The following is a 13,857-nucleotide window of genomic DNA, read 5'->3' as shown; positions in this document are numbered from 1 at the left end:
CCGTCATCTCAAGAACCAACTTCGGGTTGGTTCGCGGGTCGAGCAACGCGAGCACGGCGGGCGTTGGCGTGTTGATCGTGAGCGACGCGCTACCGAACGGAACCTGTTGCTCGTCCAACGTCACGGTGGCATCCACCACGTCGAGGGGCTGCGAGTCAGGGGATGCCTGCACATAAGCCTGGTACGTCTGTCGGAGGATCACGACTACACCTCCTGAAATCCGACGGACAGCACCCACAGCGTCTGCGTCTGGTCGTCCAACTCCAACGACACCGAACCTGACGCCACGAACGACATCGCCAGTTCCGGCCGGTCCGTGTCATCCATCAACGCGGGTGCACCGTTCTGCACGATCGTCAGCGCGGTCTGCGCGTCATCGCTGTTGTCGAACAGGAACTGGAACGTCCCCGTCCGCAGCGACGGCGGACGCCACATCACATCCGGTTCCGCTGCGCCCAACACGGTGTGCACCACCGTGTTCGTGTTCCGGGTATCGGCGTATCCCAACATCAGCAGCGGCTGCACCACCGTCTGCACGCCACCCACAGTCATAGACAGGCTTGTCGTCATCAGAAGTTCCGCTTCCCGTTGATGGTGGCCGTCACCGTGATCGACGTGCCCCGCGCCCGCTGCACCGCTGCGTTGAAAGCCGACAAGTCAGCGCCGATCCGCACCGTCGGACCGCTGTACGTCTTCCCACGCAGGTCCGCGATGCGGCGCTGCACCGCGTCGTCGTCGGCCCGCAACTTCACCGTCGGCCCGTCGTCACGCTCCGCCTTCTTCTTCGCAACCTTCCTGTCCACGTCGTCCGTGTTGCCGCGAATCTTCGAAGTCGGCCCCGCCTGCGACTCCCGGCCCATCCGCTGAACCTTCGAGTCCACATCCTTCGTGTCGCCCTTCGCGCGCACCGTCGGACCGTCCACGGTCTTCTTGCCCTCAGCAGCGGTCTTCGCGTCCACGTCCTTCGTGTCACCGCTGATCTGAGCCTCAATCGCCCAGTCCTTCCGCAACTGCGCCTGCTGCGCAGGAGTCGCAGCGAGATACGTCGCGTACTCCTGCGACATCGACGTGCCCTGACTCTTCAAGTAGTCGCGAGTGTTCGCGTCCACCGTCTGGTACACCTTCGACGCGTTCGACTCGAAGTTCTGGATCGCCTTGACCTGAGCGTCCTGATTCTGGATGTACGCCTTCGCGCTCAACTTCGAGTTCGCGATGATGCCGTTCGCGGAGTCAGCAGACGCCTTCGCCGTGTCACGCACCGAGTTCTTGAAGTCCTCGTTCGCGGACTTCGCCTGCGCCGACGCCGCCTCCTGCGCCTTGTACTGCTTGACCGTCTCACCCATCGCAGCGGCGAGCGCCGCCTCCTCAACGCGCGCCTGCTGCTCTTTGGTGATGTTGTCCTGAATCTCCGCCTTCGCCTTCTTCAGCGCCGCCGTGGACGCGTCCTGCGCGTCGATCTGCTTCAACGCGGCGGAGTAGTTCCGGTTCCGCGCCCCCGTCTCGTCATCGACCGCGGCGCGGCTGTTGTACGCCGTGTGCGACTCAGACTCCGCAGCCTGCGACAGTGCCTTCCGTGCGTCGATCTCCCGCTGAATCGACGTGACCGCTCGCTGCATCGCGGGCACACTGCCCGACGCGATGGCGTCAGCGACATCCCGGTACGACTGGTCCGTCAGGCCCAGTTCCTTCCGCAGGTTGCCGAGGGAACCGCCGTAATCGGCGGAGTTCTTCGTCCAGTCCCGCAGGTTCGCGTCCAACGCCGAGATGCCGTCACCAGACCCCACCCACGACGACACGAGGTTCGACACCGCCGCTTGCAGTTCCTTCGCAGCCTCCGTGTCATCGCCCATCGTCTGACCGACCGCAGCCATCGCAACACCGAGGACCGTGATCGGCAACGCCAGTTCAGGACCCAACGCGGGACCCATGAACGCGGCGAACGACCCGACACTGTTCAGCAGCCCCGACGGACCCTTGAACGCCTCCCCCGCGGTCATTGCGGAGAACCCGAGGTTCATCAGCGCGGCCTCACCGACCTTGCTGCCCTCCTCAACGCGTTCGCCGGACTCCTTCGCCTTCGAACCCATCTCGTCGAACACCATCGCCGGACCGGAGCCGCTGCTGCGCACCGTGTCCGACGTGGCCTTCAACTTCTCCACCGCAGCGGTGGCTTCCTGCGCCTGCCGCATGATCGCGGTGAGGTCATCGTCGGAGACGTTGCCGCCGCCCTCACCGATGCGCTGCAACAACTGCTGCAACTTCTCCAACGCGTCGGAGCCCTGCTGCACCCCGGAGACGAAGTCGCGGGTGTTCGCACCGATGCTGATGCTGATACCGCTAGCCATCCTCATGCCCTTCCATCGCGTCGTGCGCGGCCCGCGCGACCGTCTGTGCCCACAGGGACGCCAGCCGCGGGATCGCTTGCGCAGCAGCCGGGTACACGACATAGCCGCCGCGGTTCACCGGCTTAAACTGCCGCTGGGTGTGCCTGCGAACCGTCGCCATCCGACCGGAGCGGGTGCGCCGCTCGTAGGTGCGTTCCTCAGCCCGGTTCGCACCGAACTCCGTTGCGTGGGCGAGAGCCGCGGGCGTGCCACCGCCCCGCATCCGAGCCACCGACGACGCGGACCGCAACTGCACGTTCTGGTCCGACGGCTGCACGCGAGCGGTGTCGGACAGCACCCGAGTCTCAAGTGCTGTCGTCACGTGCCCGCGTACTTCGTCCTGCCAGATCGGCAGCGACTGCGTCCGCGTCTCCTGACGAATCCACTTCTTGGTGGTCTTGTCGAGGTTCCGCATGGCGGTCAGCACAGCCTGCAACTCCTCCGACTCGTAGACGGAGATGCGAAGCGGCGTAGCAACCATGCGGAACCTCAACCCCTGCTAGTGACCGGTCAGGCGGCGGCGACAGCCGACGGAGTGCCCTGCACGCCGAGGGTGACGGTGGACGCGGACACGGTGTCCACAGCGCCGCCAAGCCCGGACGGGGTGCAGTTGACCGTCGCCGTCCACCCGGGACCGCCAGCGACAGGCCGGTAGACGACGGTGGCCGTCTTCCCCGCGTTGGCGAGCAGCGTGTTCGTGAGGCTGTTCGCGGTGGCGATGTCGTCCGCGAGGGCGAGCGCGAGGGTCCACGTGGCGGACGTGGCGAACGAGAACGCGGAGGTCGGCGTCATGCCCTTCCAGTTGACCTGGCTGCTGGACGGGGTGAACTCCGCGGACGAGATGGCTGCGGAGTAGTCGTACGTGTTCGACCCGATGGTGAGGGTGAAGACGATGTTGTTGAGGACGACGGGGACCGGCGTCACGGGCGTGGTAGCCATCAGTTGTTCTCCTTGGTTTGCTGGACGGTGAAGGTGAGGTCGATGTCGAAGCCGAGGTACTGGTCGTTGCCGGTGGTGACGTGGCGGGCGTTGGCCCACGTGATGTCCCGCAGCGTGTTCAGGTGCAGCAGGAGCGCGGCGATGTTCCCGTCCAGGGCTTGGTCGCCCGCGGCGAACTGAACGGGCGTGAACAGGGACAGCGTGTACGTGACCTGAAGGTGCGACTTCGGCAGGTTCGGGTGCCGGTCGATGGTCTTCAACGTCAACGTGAGGGTCGGCGCGCTGATCGTCTGCACGTCGGTCAGGTACGGTTCGAACCGCCAGCCGGTGGGCAGAAACTCGTTGACCTGATCGACGATGAACTGCCGGAACGCGGGGACGTTGTTGTCGGTTTCGAGGGCCATCAGAACACCACCGGAACGGCCCGCTGCGGGCGGAGCAGGTTCTTCACGGTCCAGTCCATCGGGTAGGTGCGGTGCGGATCACCATGTCGCCGCCGTTCCAGGACCCGTTGGGGTCGGTGCTGGACGCGTTGTACAGGTTCCGGGCCTGCATCACCTGCGCTTTCCGGTACGCGTCGGGCACGTTGCTGGTGAGTCGCGGTGCGTAGGCGAGCACCTGTCCCTTCGCGATGTTCAGGAGGGTGAAGAGTGCGGCGTCGTCAGGTGCTCCGGCCCATTCGCCGCGCGCGGATTCGACGGTGTGCCAGCCGTCGTTGGCTTCGACGATGACGGGCACTCCGGGCAGGGTGACGGTGCCGTGGCCGATGAGCCGCGGGGTGAGGTGGTAGATGCCTGCGGTCTGGAACGATCCGACGGGGATCGACACGAGGATGGTGATGGCTTCCTCGTCGATGGGCAGGTCCGTCCACGACGCGACGGTGGTGCCGGTGGCGTTGGTGAGGGTCACGTCGGCGGACGTGTACAGGTCGAACGCTTCGTCGCCGCTGAGGGCGAGTTCGACGGGCGTGGTGGGGCTGTCTCCGATGTGGAAGGGGCCGATGGATTCGGTCATGCGACGGTCACCTCCAAGTTGGGAAGTTGAATCGTGAACACGCGGGGCTTGACGCCCCACGCGGACACTTGGGCGTCGCTGCTGCTGGTGGCGGCGGCGATGAGTTCGAGGGCGGTGTCGGCGGTGGAGTGTCCGTCGGTGGTTCCGTTGGTGGCGGCGAGTAGTTCGGGGAGGCCGGCCTGAGTGCTGGTGGTGGTGCCGGTGTTCGCGGTCCAGCCGTTGAGGCTCCACGGGAACGAACCGTCGAAGTAGTCACCGAGCGTGGACGATGCCTCGAACAACCATGCGGTCAGGTCCCCGAACGCGCCCGAGGCCATGAGACTGCCGTTGCCGCCCGTGGTGATGTAGATGTACACCGTCGCTGTAACAGCGTTCGCCGGAGCGGTCGCGGTGACGGACAGCCGGTTCCACGAGTAGTTCGGCGGCTGGTCAAACACGGCGCTGTCCGCCGTCGTGATGATCGTCCCGGTCGTGTCCTGCCACGCGATCCGTGCACGGAGACGTTGCGCCTGTGAGTACCGGACATAGCCGCTGAACGTGTACGTCGTGCCAACGGTCACCGGCAGGCCAGTCCAGTAGGTAGACCCACCGACAGCGGTCTGAGCGGTGGTCCACTTGACACGAACGAACCCACGCGCGCTCGCCGGTTCGCTTCCATCGTGGACAACCGAGAGGGTGGTCGTGCCGCCAGTGCCCGCGCTTTGCATCCATCCGGTGGTGGTGCCACCGCTGCCGCCCGGTCCGGGGTTGGTGATCAAGTTGGTCCGCGTGAGAGTCCCAACGCGCTGCACCGAGGGCGATGCGTTCGCGGTTCCCTTCCAGGCGTAGGTGGTGCCCGACACGGCCGATCCGTCGAAGTACATCCCCGCGGTGCTGCCCGCTTCCAGTAGCACTTCATCGATGAGGTAGCCGTCACCGCTCGAACCGGCCCCGCTGTTCATGATGAGGAACAAGTTCTGGCCCGTGGCCGTGGTGGCAACGAACGTGTACGTGACGCGCTGCCACGAGTCGGTCGTGGTGAACGCCGGTCCCTGCACGGACTGGTTGGTCCAGGACACGATCGGGTGTCCCTGCACGCTCTTCACAGAGGCAGACATCGTGTAGGTGGCCCCGACCGTCAGACCGGACTTGGTGTAACGGAAGCCCGTGCTGCTGGCCGTGGCGACGTTCTTGACGACCTGAGCAGCGCCGACTCCCGATGCCTGCCCGGTGGTGACACGAGTGACCGTGACGTTGGCCTCTGCACCCCAGTCCGCCGTCCCGACCTCGAAGCCGGGGTTCGTCACGAGGTTGGTACGAGTGACGACGCCGTTGACGCGCTGAACCGACGGCGAGAGGTTCGCCGTTCCGGTCCATGCGTACTCAACGACATCAGCCACGGTCACGCCTCCGAGAAGGTGAGCGAGAGGGTGTACTTGCCCGCGGTCGCGAACGTCTGCGGCAGCACCGACCAGCCGTCCAAGTACCCAGCCGAGGCAGCGTTGTGCACGCCCGCGCCCTGCACCGTCACACCGGCAGGCACGTCGAACGTCACCGTCGCGTTGACACTGCCCTGCACCGCGTTGGACCAGGCCACCGGCTTCCGGGAGTACGCGCCGCCCGTGACCTCCGTACCCGCAGTGTCGGAAGGCACCGTCGTGTACAACGCCGCGTACTGCGCAGCAGCGGCGTACGCGTTCGCCAGATTGTTCTTGGCGGTAGCAGTGGCGAGAGCCATCAGGAACCTCCCGGTCGTCAGGGGGCCGAGCGGATGCCCGACCCCCGCGGATGCGTCAGGACGCGGAGTACGGCGTGACCTTCACCAGTTCGTCGGTGTTGGTCACCAGCGCGGCGGCGTAGCCGAACACGGCGATGTCGATGCCACCGTTGGCGATGTTCGGGGCCTGCACCCGGATCGGAGCGGCACCACCGAGTTCGAAGATCGTCGCCGCGGTGCGGGTGCCGACGAGCACGGAGCCGTCGGTGATGAGCGCGGACGGGCGGATCGCGAACCCGGCGAGGTCACCCCGGTCGATGCCGAGAGCCGCGTTCAGGTAGCCGAGGATGTCCTGCTGCGGGGTCTTCAGCATCTGCTTGTAGTCGTCGAACCCGACGATCGCGAACCCGGGCAGCGACCCCGACTTCGCGACCGCGACAGCGCCGTCCAGCACCTTGGACAGAGCCGAACCGATGCTGAGCCCTGCCGGGTTGTCGGCGGCGACAGCGGTCGCAGCGGCAACGACGGCGGGGCCGACGATGCTCTGGTCCTTCCACTTCGCGTACGACAACGCCAACTGGTTGAACAGGTCGTCGAAGAACCCCGGAAGAGCGAAGTCCTGGTACTCGCGGGCAACGTCCGCGCCGCCAGCGAACCGGGAGGCACGCACCTGCACGGGCGCGACGGCGATGTTCCCCGACGGGATCGCCGTCTTGTTGCCAGCCCAGTCGCCACCGGTCAGGGCCTGCGTGTACCGCCAGCCGTTGACGACGAGGCCGGTGAGGTTCTGACTGGTGAACAGGTCCGAGTAGGTGGGCCGGTACGGCTTCGTCGCGGACGAGTACACCTCACCGAGCCACTGCGGAACCGTCATCGTGGAGGCGGGGCCGGTGTGCTGCGCGGTGGTGCCGTCGAAGATCACGTCACTGAGGGCGAACAGGGCACCCTCCGGGGTGTGACCGACCTGCTTGCGGAGCAGTTCCATCTGGTCGCCGGTCGCCTGACCCGCCTTCGCGGCGTTGAGCAGCGCGAACATGGCGTGCTTGTTGAGGGGCTTCGGCGCTCCCGTGCGGGACGCGTCGAGCGTGTTGGGAACCTGGGTGTCGCCCACGGTGTCCTCCTGGGTGTCGCCCGGCTCCTCAGCCGGGATGGTGTCCGGCGCGGCGGGTGCCGGGTCGGTGGTCTGGTCGTCGCGCACATCACCGACGGCGAAGAGAGCGGCGGACGCGAACGCGCCTTCGCTGACGAACGCGGCGCCCGTGAGTCGGGCCTTCACGCCGTTGACGCCGCTGCGGACGATGTCGGTGAGTTCGGCGGACAACTTCCGGATCGTTCCGGCCTTGTGCTGGTCGAGGAACTCGTCGCCTTCGGGGGTGTTCGCGATGGCGAAGTCCGCGACGAGGCCCTTGTCGGTGTCCTCGATCGCGGTGACCCGGCCAACGGGCTGGTACCGGTCGTGGCCGATGTTGACGGAGATGTACGACGGGTCGGTGGGTGCGGGCACGGAGCCGCGGGGAAAAGCGATCGGCTTCTCACCGGACGCGGACAGGCGGCTGGTTTCACCCCACGGCAGGAGCAGCCCGCGGACGCTGCGGTTCTCAACGTCAACGGCGAAGTCGCCGGATTGCACCAACTCGGTCATCAGTCCTCCTCAGGCAGCCCGGTCGGCTGCGGAACGTTCGGTTCGAGGTCTTCGCTTCGGTCGAAGCGGATGCGGGTACCGCGGGGCACGACGTTGTCCTGCGACAGCGCCGCTTCGATGAACGCGGTCCAGAACGGCACGGACTCCGTGTAGTAACGGGTCCAGTTCGGGTTCGACGACGACGTGGACGACGTGGACGAGTACGTGACGGTGGAGTCCTGCACGGTGCCGTCGAGCATCTGCACCGGGATGTTCAGGAACGATCCGATGTCGGTGCGGATCGCGTTGCGGCCCTCCACGAACAGGTCGGTGGGCACGTTGCCGAGGACGCGGAGGTCCACGTTCTGCGGGGTGGAACCGACAGCGCCGTTCGGACTCATCCGTGCTTTCGCCCACTGCTGCACCATCGCCTGCACCTCTTCGGGTTCCAGGCGGGTGTCGTCGGTGATGTGCAGGTCCAGGAGCGGCAGGGGGTTCAGCATCCGGCCGACCCACGCCTCTTCAGTGGCGATAGCGCCGCGGAGGCTGCGCTGCGCGATGGTCAGCAGCCCCTCGAACGGCGGGTTGAACAGGATGTACTGCTCCCGGGTCAGGGGACGCCACTGCCCGTCGTCGTCTTCAACCTCGAACACGCCCGCTTCGATGTGCCACTGCTCCCGACGAACCCACGCCGCGTCGGTGATCTGCCCGTCCGCGCCGCGCTCCACCAGCCACAACGACACTCCGTAGAAGATGAGGTCATCGATGGTCCACGCCATGCGGTCCTGCGGCGGCACGAGTCCGTTGGTGCGGTACAGGAACGTTGGCTGCGCCTTCGGGTCCAGCGGTCCCGCGGCGTTCATCGCCAGCAGCGGGTACTTCGCGATGGTGGACACCAGCAGGTTCCGGGCGCGCGCGACCACGGGAATGGTCATCGCCCGGGTGCGGTCCATCGGCAGGCGGTCAGCGATGTCCGCGCCGAACACGTCGGCTACGACGATCTGCTGCAAGTTCCCGTCAGACCACGGGGACACAACGCCAAGATCGACCGGTGTTGACAGCGCGTCGAAGCGCTTCCGGTCGAGTCCCAAAGCGGAGAGGAATCCCACAACTCCGACTGTAGGTTTCGTACACCCCCAATGGGGGTGTACACGGACCGTCTACCGGCAGGGTCCGCTACAGGTGTCGCGGATGCCGGTCAAGCAGCCATGATCGACCGCGCCGGACGGCGCTCCCCACGCTCATCGAAGTACCGCAACGCCATCGACGCAGCCTCCAACGGGGTGATGTCGTCACCCACGTCCCGACGCCCGAACGCCCACGCCTTCGAGTCCTTCGTTCCCCGCTTCACCACCACCCGAGCAGCCTCATCAAGCCGCTCCTGACCCGCGAAATGCCGCAACCTGCCGCCGTCCAACTCCTTCATCAGCAGCGCCGCAGCAGTCGTCACCTGCCCCCACAACTGCGGCTCCAACGACGGACGACGCGGCATCCGGTTCAACTGCTCCACCGTCACCAACACCGTCCCCTTCCCGTCATGCACCACCGGAGTCCGGAACCGCTGCGCCCACTTCGCGACCGCTTCCGGCAGCCAATCGGTGCCCGTCCGCCAGTCCAGCACGTAGATGTACGCATCCCCACCCTCACGCCACGCCGCGACGATCGACGCGCACGACTGATCCGGATGCACCGCCATCGCCAACGCGAACCCACGCGGCAACTGATCCGCCGACGGCCACGGCTCCTCCACCGTCCCAGCCGCCCACTTCACCTGATCCATGAACGCGTTCATCCCCACCGTCGGCCAGATACCCAGGTACTCGCGGGCGAACATCAGCGGCGACATCGCGTTGAAGTTCCGTCGCACCGCCTCCACCGTCGTCAACGTCCCCACACCCGGATGCACCCGCGCCCACAACTCCGGGTCCCCGTACGTTTCCGGGTCAGTGCCGTCCGGGGCGGCGTACTCCACAATGCCCGCCTCACCGGCACGGCCAGACTGCAACGTGTCCCACAGCAACCCAGAACGGTGCTCCCCCGCCGTTCCCGCGACAACCAACTGACCGCCGCCAGGACGCGTGTCGAACGTCGGCAGGATCGCGCCCAGCAGGTCCTCCGCCAACTCCGGATCGAACTCCTGCCCCTCATCAATGAACGCCGCGTCGAACGCGTCACCGCGGAAGTTGTCCGGCTTCGGAGGCTGAATGCTGAACGACGACCCGTTCGGGAACCGGATCGACTCAGACCCACGACCCCGGTTGATGCGCCACGGAATGTTGTCCTCCCCGTACCGCCGCTCCATCGGCGCGACAATGTCCTTCAGAAACCGGTCACGGGCCTTCTGACCCGTCTGCGCCGTCATCACCACGTGGTAGTCCTCGCGCTCAATGCAGCGGCCCAGCAGCACCGCCAGAATCGTCGTCGTCTTCGACGCCCGCCGCTCAATGCACACCCCCACCATCCCGAACGCGGGAGTCTCCTCCGCCCGCTCCGCCTGCAACACATCCGCGACAACGAACTGCTGCGGATGCAACCGCTTCCGGGGAGTGTTCAACCCCAGTTCCTCAGCACCCCGCACGAACTCGTCACGGCGCACCTCGAACCCGTCCAAAACGGACACATGCAACGGCTCAGCAACCGGCGTGTTCTCGGTCATCATCAAATCCTTCAACTCGAGTTGGGCTCAATGGGGAGGGGGTTTGTGCTGCCCACAGGCGGGGGTTCATACGTGTGTGTGAAAAACCGCGCGTGTGTGATGTTTTGGATGGTGGACGGTCAGGAGTGGCGGGGTTTCCAGTGCCCTGCGGCGTCGGTGATCGTTACTGCGGTGTCGTCGGTGAGCAGGAAGGTGGGCATGTTGTCTCGCAGGGTGAGGGCGGTGACGGTGCTGTTGCGTTTGGCTTCCACGTCGGCTACTGCGCGTGCTGCCCATTGCACGAGTTCGAAGGGCATGGGTGCGCGGTGTTCCCGTTCGGCCCAGTCACGTTCGATGAGCCACAGTTCGAAGAGGCGAGCGTTGTCGGTGATTCGTTTGGCGACGTTGTCTTTGGTGATGGACTTCCCCCAGGCGCTGTCGGTGACGGAGGAGGCGGCGGCGATGAGGGCTGCTTGTCGGTTGTTCATCGGTGTTCCTTTCGTTGTGCGATGAGGGTAGGGCAGCGTCCGATGTGGACGGCGCGCATGGTGGTGGCGGTGCGCTGTTTGGTGGTGGTGCCGAGGACGGCTGCACAGTAGCGGCAGGTGACGGTCATTTGGTGTTCCGGTGGTAGTTCGGGTGGTCGGGTCGGAAGGTGCCTTCGGGGCAGTCCCAGAGCAGGTGCTGCACTTCGAGGTCGAGGGCTTCGGTGCCTGCTTCGGCGATGCCGAGGAGCCGGTTGCAGGTGTGGCAGGCGACGGTTTCGTAGGTGCGCATGGTGTGGTCCTTACGGTTGCGGGTAGCGGGGGTCGTGGTGGCTGGTGGTGCGGTGGCCGCTGTTGGTGTGTGCTGCTCCGAGGCGTCCGCCTGCGGAGCGGTTGCAGTGCCGGTGTGAGGGGCCGAGGTTGTCGGCTGTGGGTGTACCGCCTGCGCTGACGGGGATGATGTGGCCGATGTCCCACTGCTGGTCGGGGAACACGGGGTTGCCGCAGTCGACGCAGGGTGCGGGCAGGGTGGCTGCTATGCGGGGCTTCCACACGCGGAGGTGTTTGGCGGTCCATCCGCCGTTGCGGTGGTGCTGACTCATCTGTTCACCGTCCTGGTAGTCAGGGACTTGGCACGAAGTGCAAGTCCCTACCCCTGTAAGTGGGGGTCGATTGCACTTTCGGAGTTGCACTTCCCGATCCGCTTGTTTGTGCGGATCGGCGGGGTTGTGCAGGTTCCCGGAACTGGCTGCACTATCCGGTCGTTGCACTTTCCGCGAGGCGGTACGCGCCATGACGAACCTGCGTCAGGGCCCCGCTGCTGGTCAGGTTCCGCAGCGCGTTCTTCGCGGTCCGTTCACTGATCCGAAGGTCAGCGAGCATCGCGTCGTCGGTGATCTGCCCGGTGCGGAACTCGTCGTCCCCGAAGGCGGTGCGGATCGCGGTCAGCAGCCGATCCTTCGAATCCGCGTCGAGCGTGGCTGCACCGCCGACGACAACAGCGGACCGGTCCTGCGTGTCCAACCTGAGGCCCACGATCTCGTCCGTCGGCGCGTCCTTCATCTTCCCGCCGTGCTGCGCCTTGCTGCTGAGGCTGAACGCTGCGGATTCGCCGCGGAGAATCCACACCGTGTCCACGTTCGCCTGGAACGCCGACGACCCACGGGAACCCCGGTCCGCGTCCTTCCCCGTGTGATGCAGGATCAGCACCGCGCTGCCCGGGTTCGCCTGCCTAACCCGCACCAGCGCCGCGATGACCGTCGCGACTTCCGGTGCGGCGTTCTCGTCGCGCACCCCGCCGAGGGTGGAGAACGTGTCCACGATGATGAGGTCGAAGCGGTGTTCCGCGTTGCCGTCGATGAGACGGTTCACGCTGCCCTCGTTGGACAGGTTCACGCCCGCGTCGAGGAAGTGCAGACCGTCGGACGGCACCGTCGTGCCGTGCGCTGCTTCCCACGCCACGACTCGCTGCCCCAGCCCCGCGATGCCCTCACCAGCGATGTACAGCACCCGACCCTGCCGCACCGGCCGTTCCCCGAGGAACGCACGTCCCGTCGCGATGCAGCACGCCAATTCAACGGCCACGAACGACTTCCCCGCCCCGCTCGGGCCGGACAACGCGGCGACGGTGTCGCGAGCGATGAACCGGTCCGCCAGCCAGGTGATCTGCGGTCGGGCACGGATGTCGTCGAGGGTCAGGAACCGCAGTTCCGGTTCCGCGACGATGTCGAGTTCGGCGCGCGCCTGCCGGTCGATGAGCAAACCCATCTTCCGGTTCCGAACCGCGTCGTCCACGCGAGCCTGGTACTGCTCGTCCGACTCGTTGGGCTGCTGCAAGTTCTCGTTCATGCGGCACCTCCCACGGCGTACATCTGCCGTCGCCGCTCCTGCACCTCAGCGAACGGCTCAGGCAGCGCCTGCACAGGCGGCGTCCTCCGAGCCACCTCCCCGTACAACCGGTCGCATTCGTGCTGCAACTGGTCGATGCGGTCCCGCAGCGGCTGGTTCCCCCACATCAGAAGCGCAGCGACAGCAGCGGGCATCTGGTCCAACCCGACCGTGCCCGTCATCAGGTCAGCGAGCAGGTGCAGCAGGTACTCCTCAACAGCGTCAGGCATCGTCCACCTCCGCGAAGTCGAGGTACACCAGGCCCAACGCGTTGCGGCTGTTGGCGACCCGGATCGGTCCGCGGCGGATCAGGCGGCGCTGTTCCAGAACCCGGAGGGACTTGCGCAGCGCGCCCGTGGACAGGCCCGTGAGGCGGCTCAGGCGGGCGTACGTCGTGGTGGCGATGAACCGCCCGTCCGTTTCCACCGACTCCTGCGCGAGCGCGAGCAGGGCCAGGCCCTGCCCGGACGACAGGTCGTCCTTGGGGTAGTCCCAAGCGATCCAAGAGGCGAGGTCACTCATGGTGTTCACCGCCGTTGCGTGCAATCATGTTGTTGACCGTTTCGTTCCCGGAAGGACTCGTTTCGGTGGCCTCCACAGAGTTGCTGCTCTTGTGGGGGCCTTCTTCGTTGAGGAAGCGGATCGCTTTCGACAGGGCCTCATCGATTGCGTCCTGGCGTATCTCGATGATGGCGAGCATGACGAGCGCTTCCCCTCGCGTCATGCTCATTCGTCGCCGCCATCGAACTGAAGGTTGATGTAGTTCTCAACGTCCTCTTCGCGGAACATGACGCGGCCCGCGACCTTTGCCGACTTCGGTCCCTTGTTGTTGGCTCGCATCCAACGGATGGTTGCGGGGGTTCGCCGGAGCCGTTCCGCTACCTCGTCCACAGTGAGCAGTTTCGTTGCCATGATGATGTGTCCTCGCCGTTTGTTTGTCGTGCTGACAAGAGCGAGTAAAGATGAGTTCGGAGAAGCCCGCAATGGCAACGTTGGCGTTAGTAATACGCCAGCGTGAGTGCATTGTGTCGGACGGAAAGTACCGCTAGAAAGGCACGGGGACAGGCAATCCTGCGTGAGCGAATGCGTTTCGCGGGGTACCGCCAGGCCGCTGATCTTAAGCGGATTCCCAGGTACCGAGGGCAGGCAACCTCATCCGGGTACAGCAGCCGCGTTAACCTGTCCAGCACGCTGGA

The 13,857-nt window shown here is 65.9% G+C and carries 19 protein-coding genes; all 19 read right to left on the bottom strand.

The window, feature by feature from the left end:
- Positions 1 to 204 precede the first annotated feature (204 nt).
- The 19 genes from DEI93_RS07180 to DEI93_RS07095 all read right to left on the bottom strand — a co-directional run bounded on the left by DEI93_RS07180 (position 205) and on the right by DEI93_RS07095 (position 13,573).
- Entirely contained in the window at positions 205 to 570 is a 366-nt protein-coding gene (locus DEI93_RS07180) for a hypothetical protein (protein WP_111119096.1), read from the bottom strand.
- On the bottom strand, positions 570 to 2,345 hold the full coding sequence (locus DEI93_RS07175) for a hypothetical protein (protein WP_111119097.1): 1,776 nt from the start codon (positions 2,343 to 2,345) through the stop codon (positions 570 to 572). The genes DEI93_RS07180 and DEI93_RS07175 overlap by 1 nt, the downstream gene beginning before the upstream one ends.
- Positions 2,338 to 2,865, bottom strand: coding sequence for a hypothetical protein (locus tag DEI93_RS07170; protein WP_111119098.1), 528 nt, complete (start codon positions 2,863 to 2,865; stop codon positions 2,338 to 2,340). The genes DEI93_RS07175 and DEI93_RS07170 overlap by 8 nt, the downstream gene beginning before the upstream one ends.
- Positions 2,866 to 2,894: 29 nt before the next feature.
- Positions 2,895 to 3,323 carry a hypothetical protein gene (locus tag DEI93_RS07165; RefSeq protein WP_146244341.1) on the bottom strand — a complete coding sequence of 143 codons (429 nt, stop codon included), beginning with the start codon at positions 3,321 to 3,323 and terminating at the stop codon, positions 2,895 to 2,897.
- Positions 3,323 to 3,727 carry a hypothetical protein gene (locus tag DEI93_RS07160; RefSeq protein WP_111119100.1) on the bottom strand — a complete coding sequence of 135 codons (405 nt, stop codon included), beginning with the start codon at positions 3,725 to 3,727 and terminating at the stop codon, positions 3,323 to 3,325. Before DEI93_RS07160 ends, DEI93_RS07165 begins: the two co-directional genes overlap by 1 nt.
- Positions 3,728 to 3,770: 43 nt before the next feature.
- Positions 3,771 to 4,337, bottom strand: a complete 567-nt coding sequence (locus DEI93_RS07155; protein WP_111119101.1) for a hypothetical protein — start codon at positions 4,335 to 4,337, stop codon at positions 3,771 to 3,773.
- Positions 4,334 to 5,716, bottom strand: coding sequence for a phage head spike fiber domain-containing protein (locus DEI93_RS07150; protein ID WP_146244342.1), 1,383 nt, complete (start codon positions 5,714 to 5,716; stop codon positions 4,334 to 4,336). Before DEI93_RS07150 ends, DEI93_RS07155 begins: the two co-directional genes overlap by 4 nt.
- Before the next feature lie 2 nt (positions 5,717 to 5,718).
- Positions 5,719 to 6,054, bottom strand: a complete 336-nt coding sequence (locus tag DEI93_RS07145; protein ID WP_111119103.1) for a phage tail fiber protein — start codon at positions 6,052 to 6,054, stop codon at positions 5,719 to 5,721.
- A gap of 55 nt (positions 6,055 to 6,109) precedes the next feature.
- Positions 6,110 to 7,675 carry an HK97 family phage prohead protease gene (locus DEI93_RS07140; protein WP_111119104.1) on the bottom strand — a complete coding sequence of 522 codons (1,566 nt, stop codon included), beginning with the start codon at positions 7,673 to 7,675 and terminating at the stop codon, positions 6,110 to 6,112.
- A complete protein-coding gene (locus DEI93_RS07135) occupies positions 7,675 to 8,763 on the bottom strand; it encodes a phage portal protein (protein ID WP_146244343.1) in 1,089 nt (362 codons plus the stop codon). Before DEI93_RS07135 ends, DEI93_RS07140 begins: the two co-directional genes overlap by 1 nt.
- An 89-nt stretch (positions 8,764 to 8,852) precedes the next feature.
- Entirely contained in the window at positions 8,853 to 10,310 is a 1,458-nt protein-coding gene (locus tag DEI93_RS07130) for a terminase large subunit domain-containing protein (protein ID WP_146244344.1), read from the bottom strand.
- A 119-nt stretch (positions 10,311 to 10,429) separates the two neighbouring features.
- Complete coding sequence (locus DEI93_RS07125; RefSeq protein ID WP_111119107.1) at positions 10,430 to 10,777, bottom strand: hypothetical protein; 348 nt, start codon at positions 10,775 to 10,777, stop codon at positions 10,430 to 10,432.
- Positions 10,778 to 10,901: 124 nt separating this feature from the next.
- Positions 10,902 to 11,066, bottom strand: a complete 165-nt coding sequence (locus DEI93_RS07120) for a hypothetical protein (RefSeq protein WP_181435964.1) — start codon at positions 11,064 to 11,066, stop codon at positions 10,902 to 10,904.
- A 10-nt stretch (positions 11,067 to 11,076) separates the two neighbouring features.
- Positions 11,077 to 11,376, bottom strand: coding sequence for an HNH endonuclease (locus DEI93_RS16470; protein ID WP_181435965.1), 300 nt, complete (start codon positions 11,374 to 11,376; stop codon positions 11,077 to 11,079).
- A gap of 151 nt (positions 11,377 to 11,527) precedes the next feature.
- Positions 11,528 to 12,622: an AAA family ATPase gene (locus DEI93_RS07115; protein WP_111119109.1), complete on the bottom strand. Its 1,095-nt coding sequence runs from the start codon at positions 12,620 to 12,622 to the stop codon at positions 11,528 to 11,530.
- Positions 12,619 to 12,891, bottom strand: a complete 273-nt coding sequence (locus tag DEI93_RS07110) for a hypothetical protein (protein WP_111119110.1) — start codon at positions 12,889 to 12,891, stop codon at positions 12,619 to 12,621. The genes DEI93_RS07115 and DEI93_RS07110 overlap by 4 nt, the downstream gene beginning before the upstream one ends.
- A complete protein-coding gene (locus tag DEI93_RS07105; protein ID WP_111119111.1) occupies positions 12,884 to 13,183 on the bottom strand; it encodes a hypothetical protein in 300 nt (99 codons plus the stop codon). Before DEI93_RS07105 ends, DEI93_RS07110 begins: the two co-directional genes overlap by 8 nt.
- Positions 13,176 to 13,361 carry a hypothetical protein gene (locus tag DEI93_RS07100; RefSeq protein ID WP_146244345.1) on the bottom strand — a complete coding sequence of 62 codons (186 nt, stop codon included), beginning with the start codon at positions 13,359 to 13,361 and terminating at the stop codon, positions 13,176 to 13,178. The genes DEI93_RS07105 and DEI93_RS07100 overlap by 8 nt, the downstream gene beginning before the upstream one ends.
- Positions 13,362 to 13,387: 26 nt before the next feature.
- Positions 13,388 to 13,573, bottom strand: a complete 186-nt coding sequence (locus DEI93_RS07095; protein WP_111119113.1) for a helix-turn-helix transcriptional regulator — start codon at positions 13,571 to 13,573, stop codon at positions 13,388 to 13,390.
- Between the last annotated feature and the right edge of the window lie 284 nt (positions 13,574 to 13,857).

Origin of the sequence: Curtobacterium sp. MCBD17_035 (assembly GCF_003234815.2) — a bacterium.
Classification (GTDB): Bacteria; Actinomycetota; Actinomycetes; order Actinomycetales; family Microbacteriaceae; genus Curtobacterium.
The sequence above is the reverse complement of the archived record's forward strand: the minus strand, read 5'-3'. Positions and strand labels throughout refer to the sequence as shown.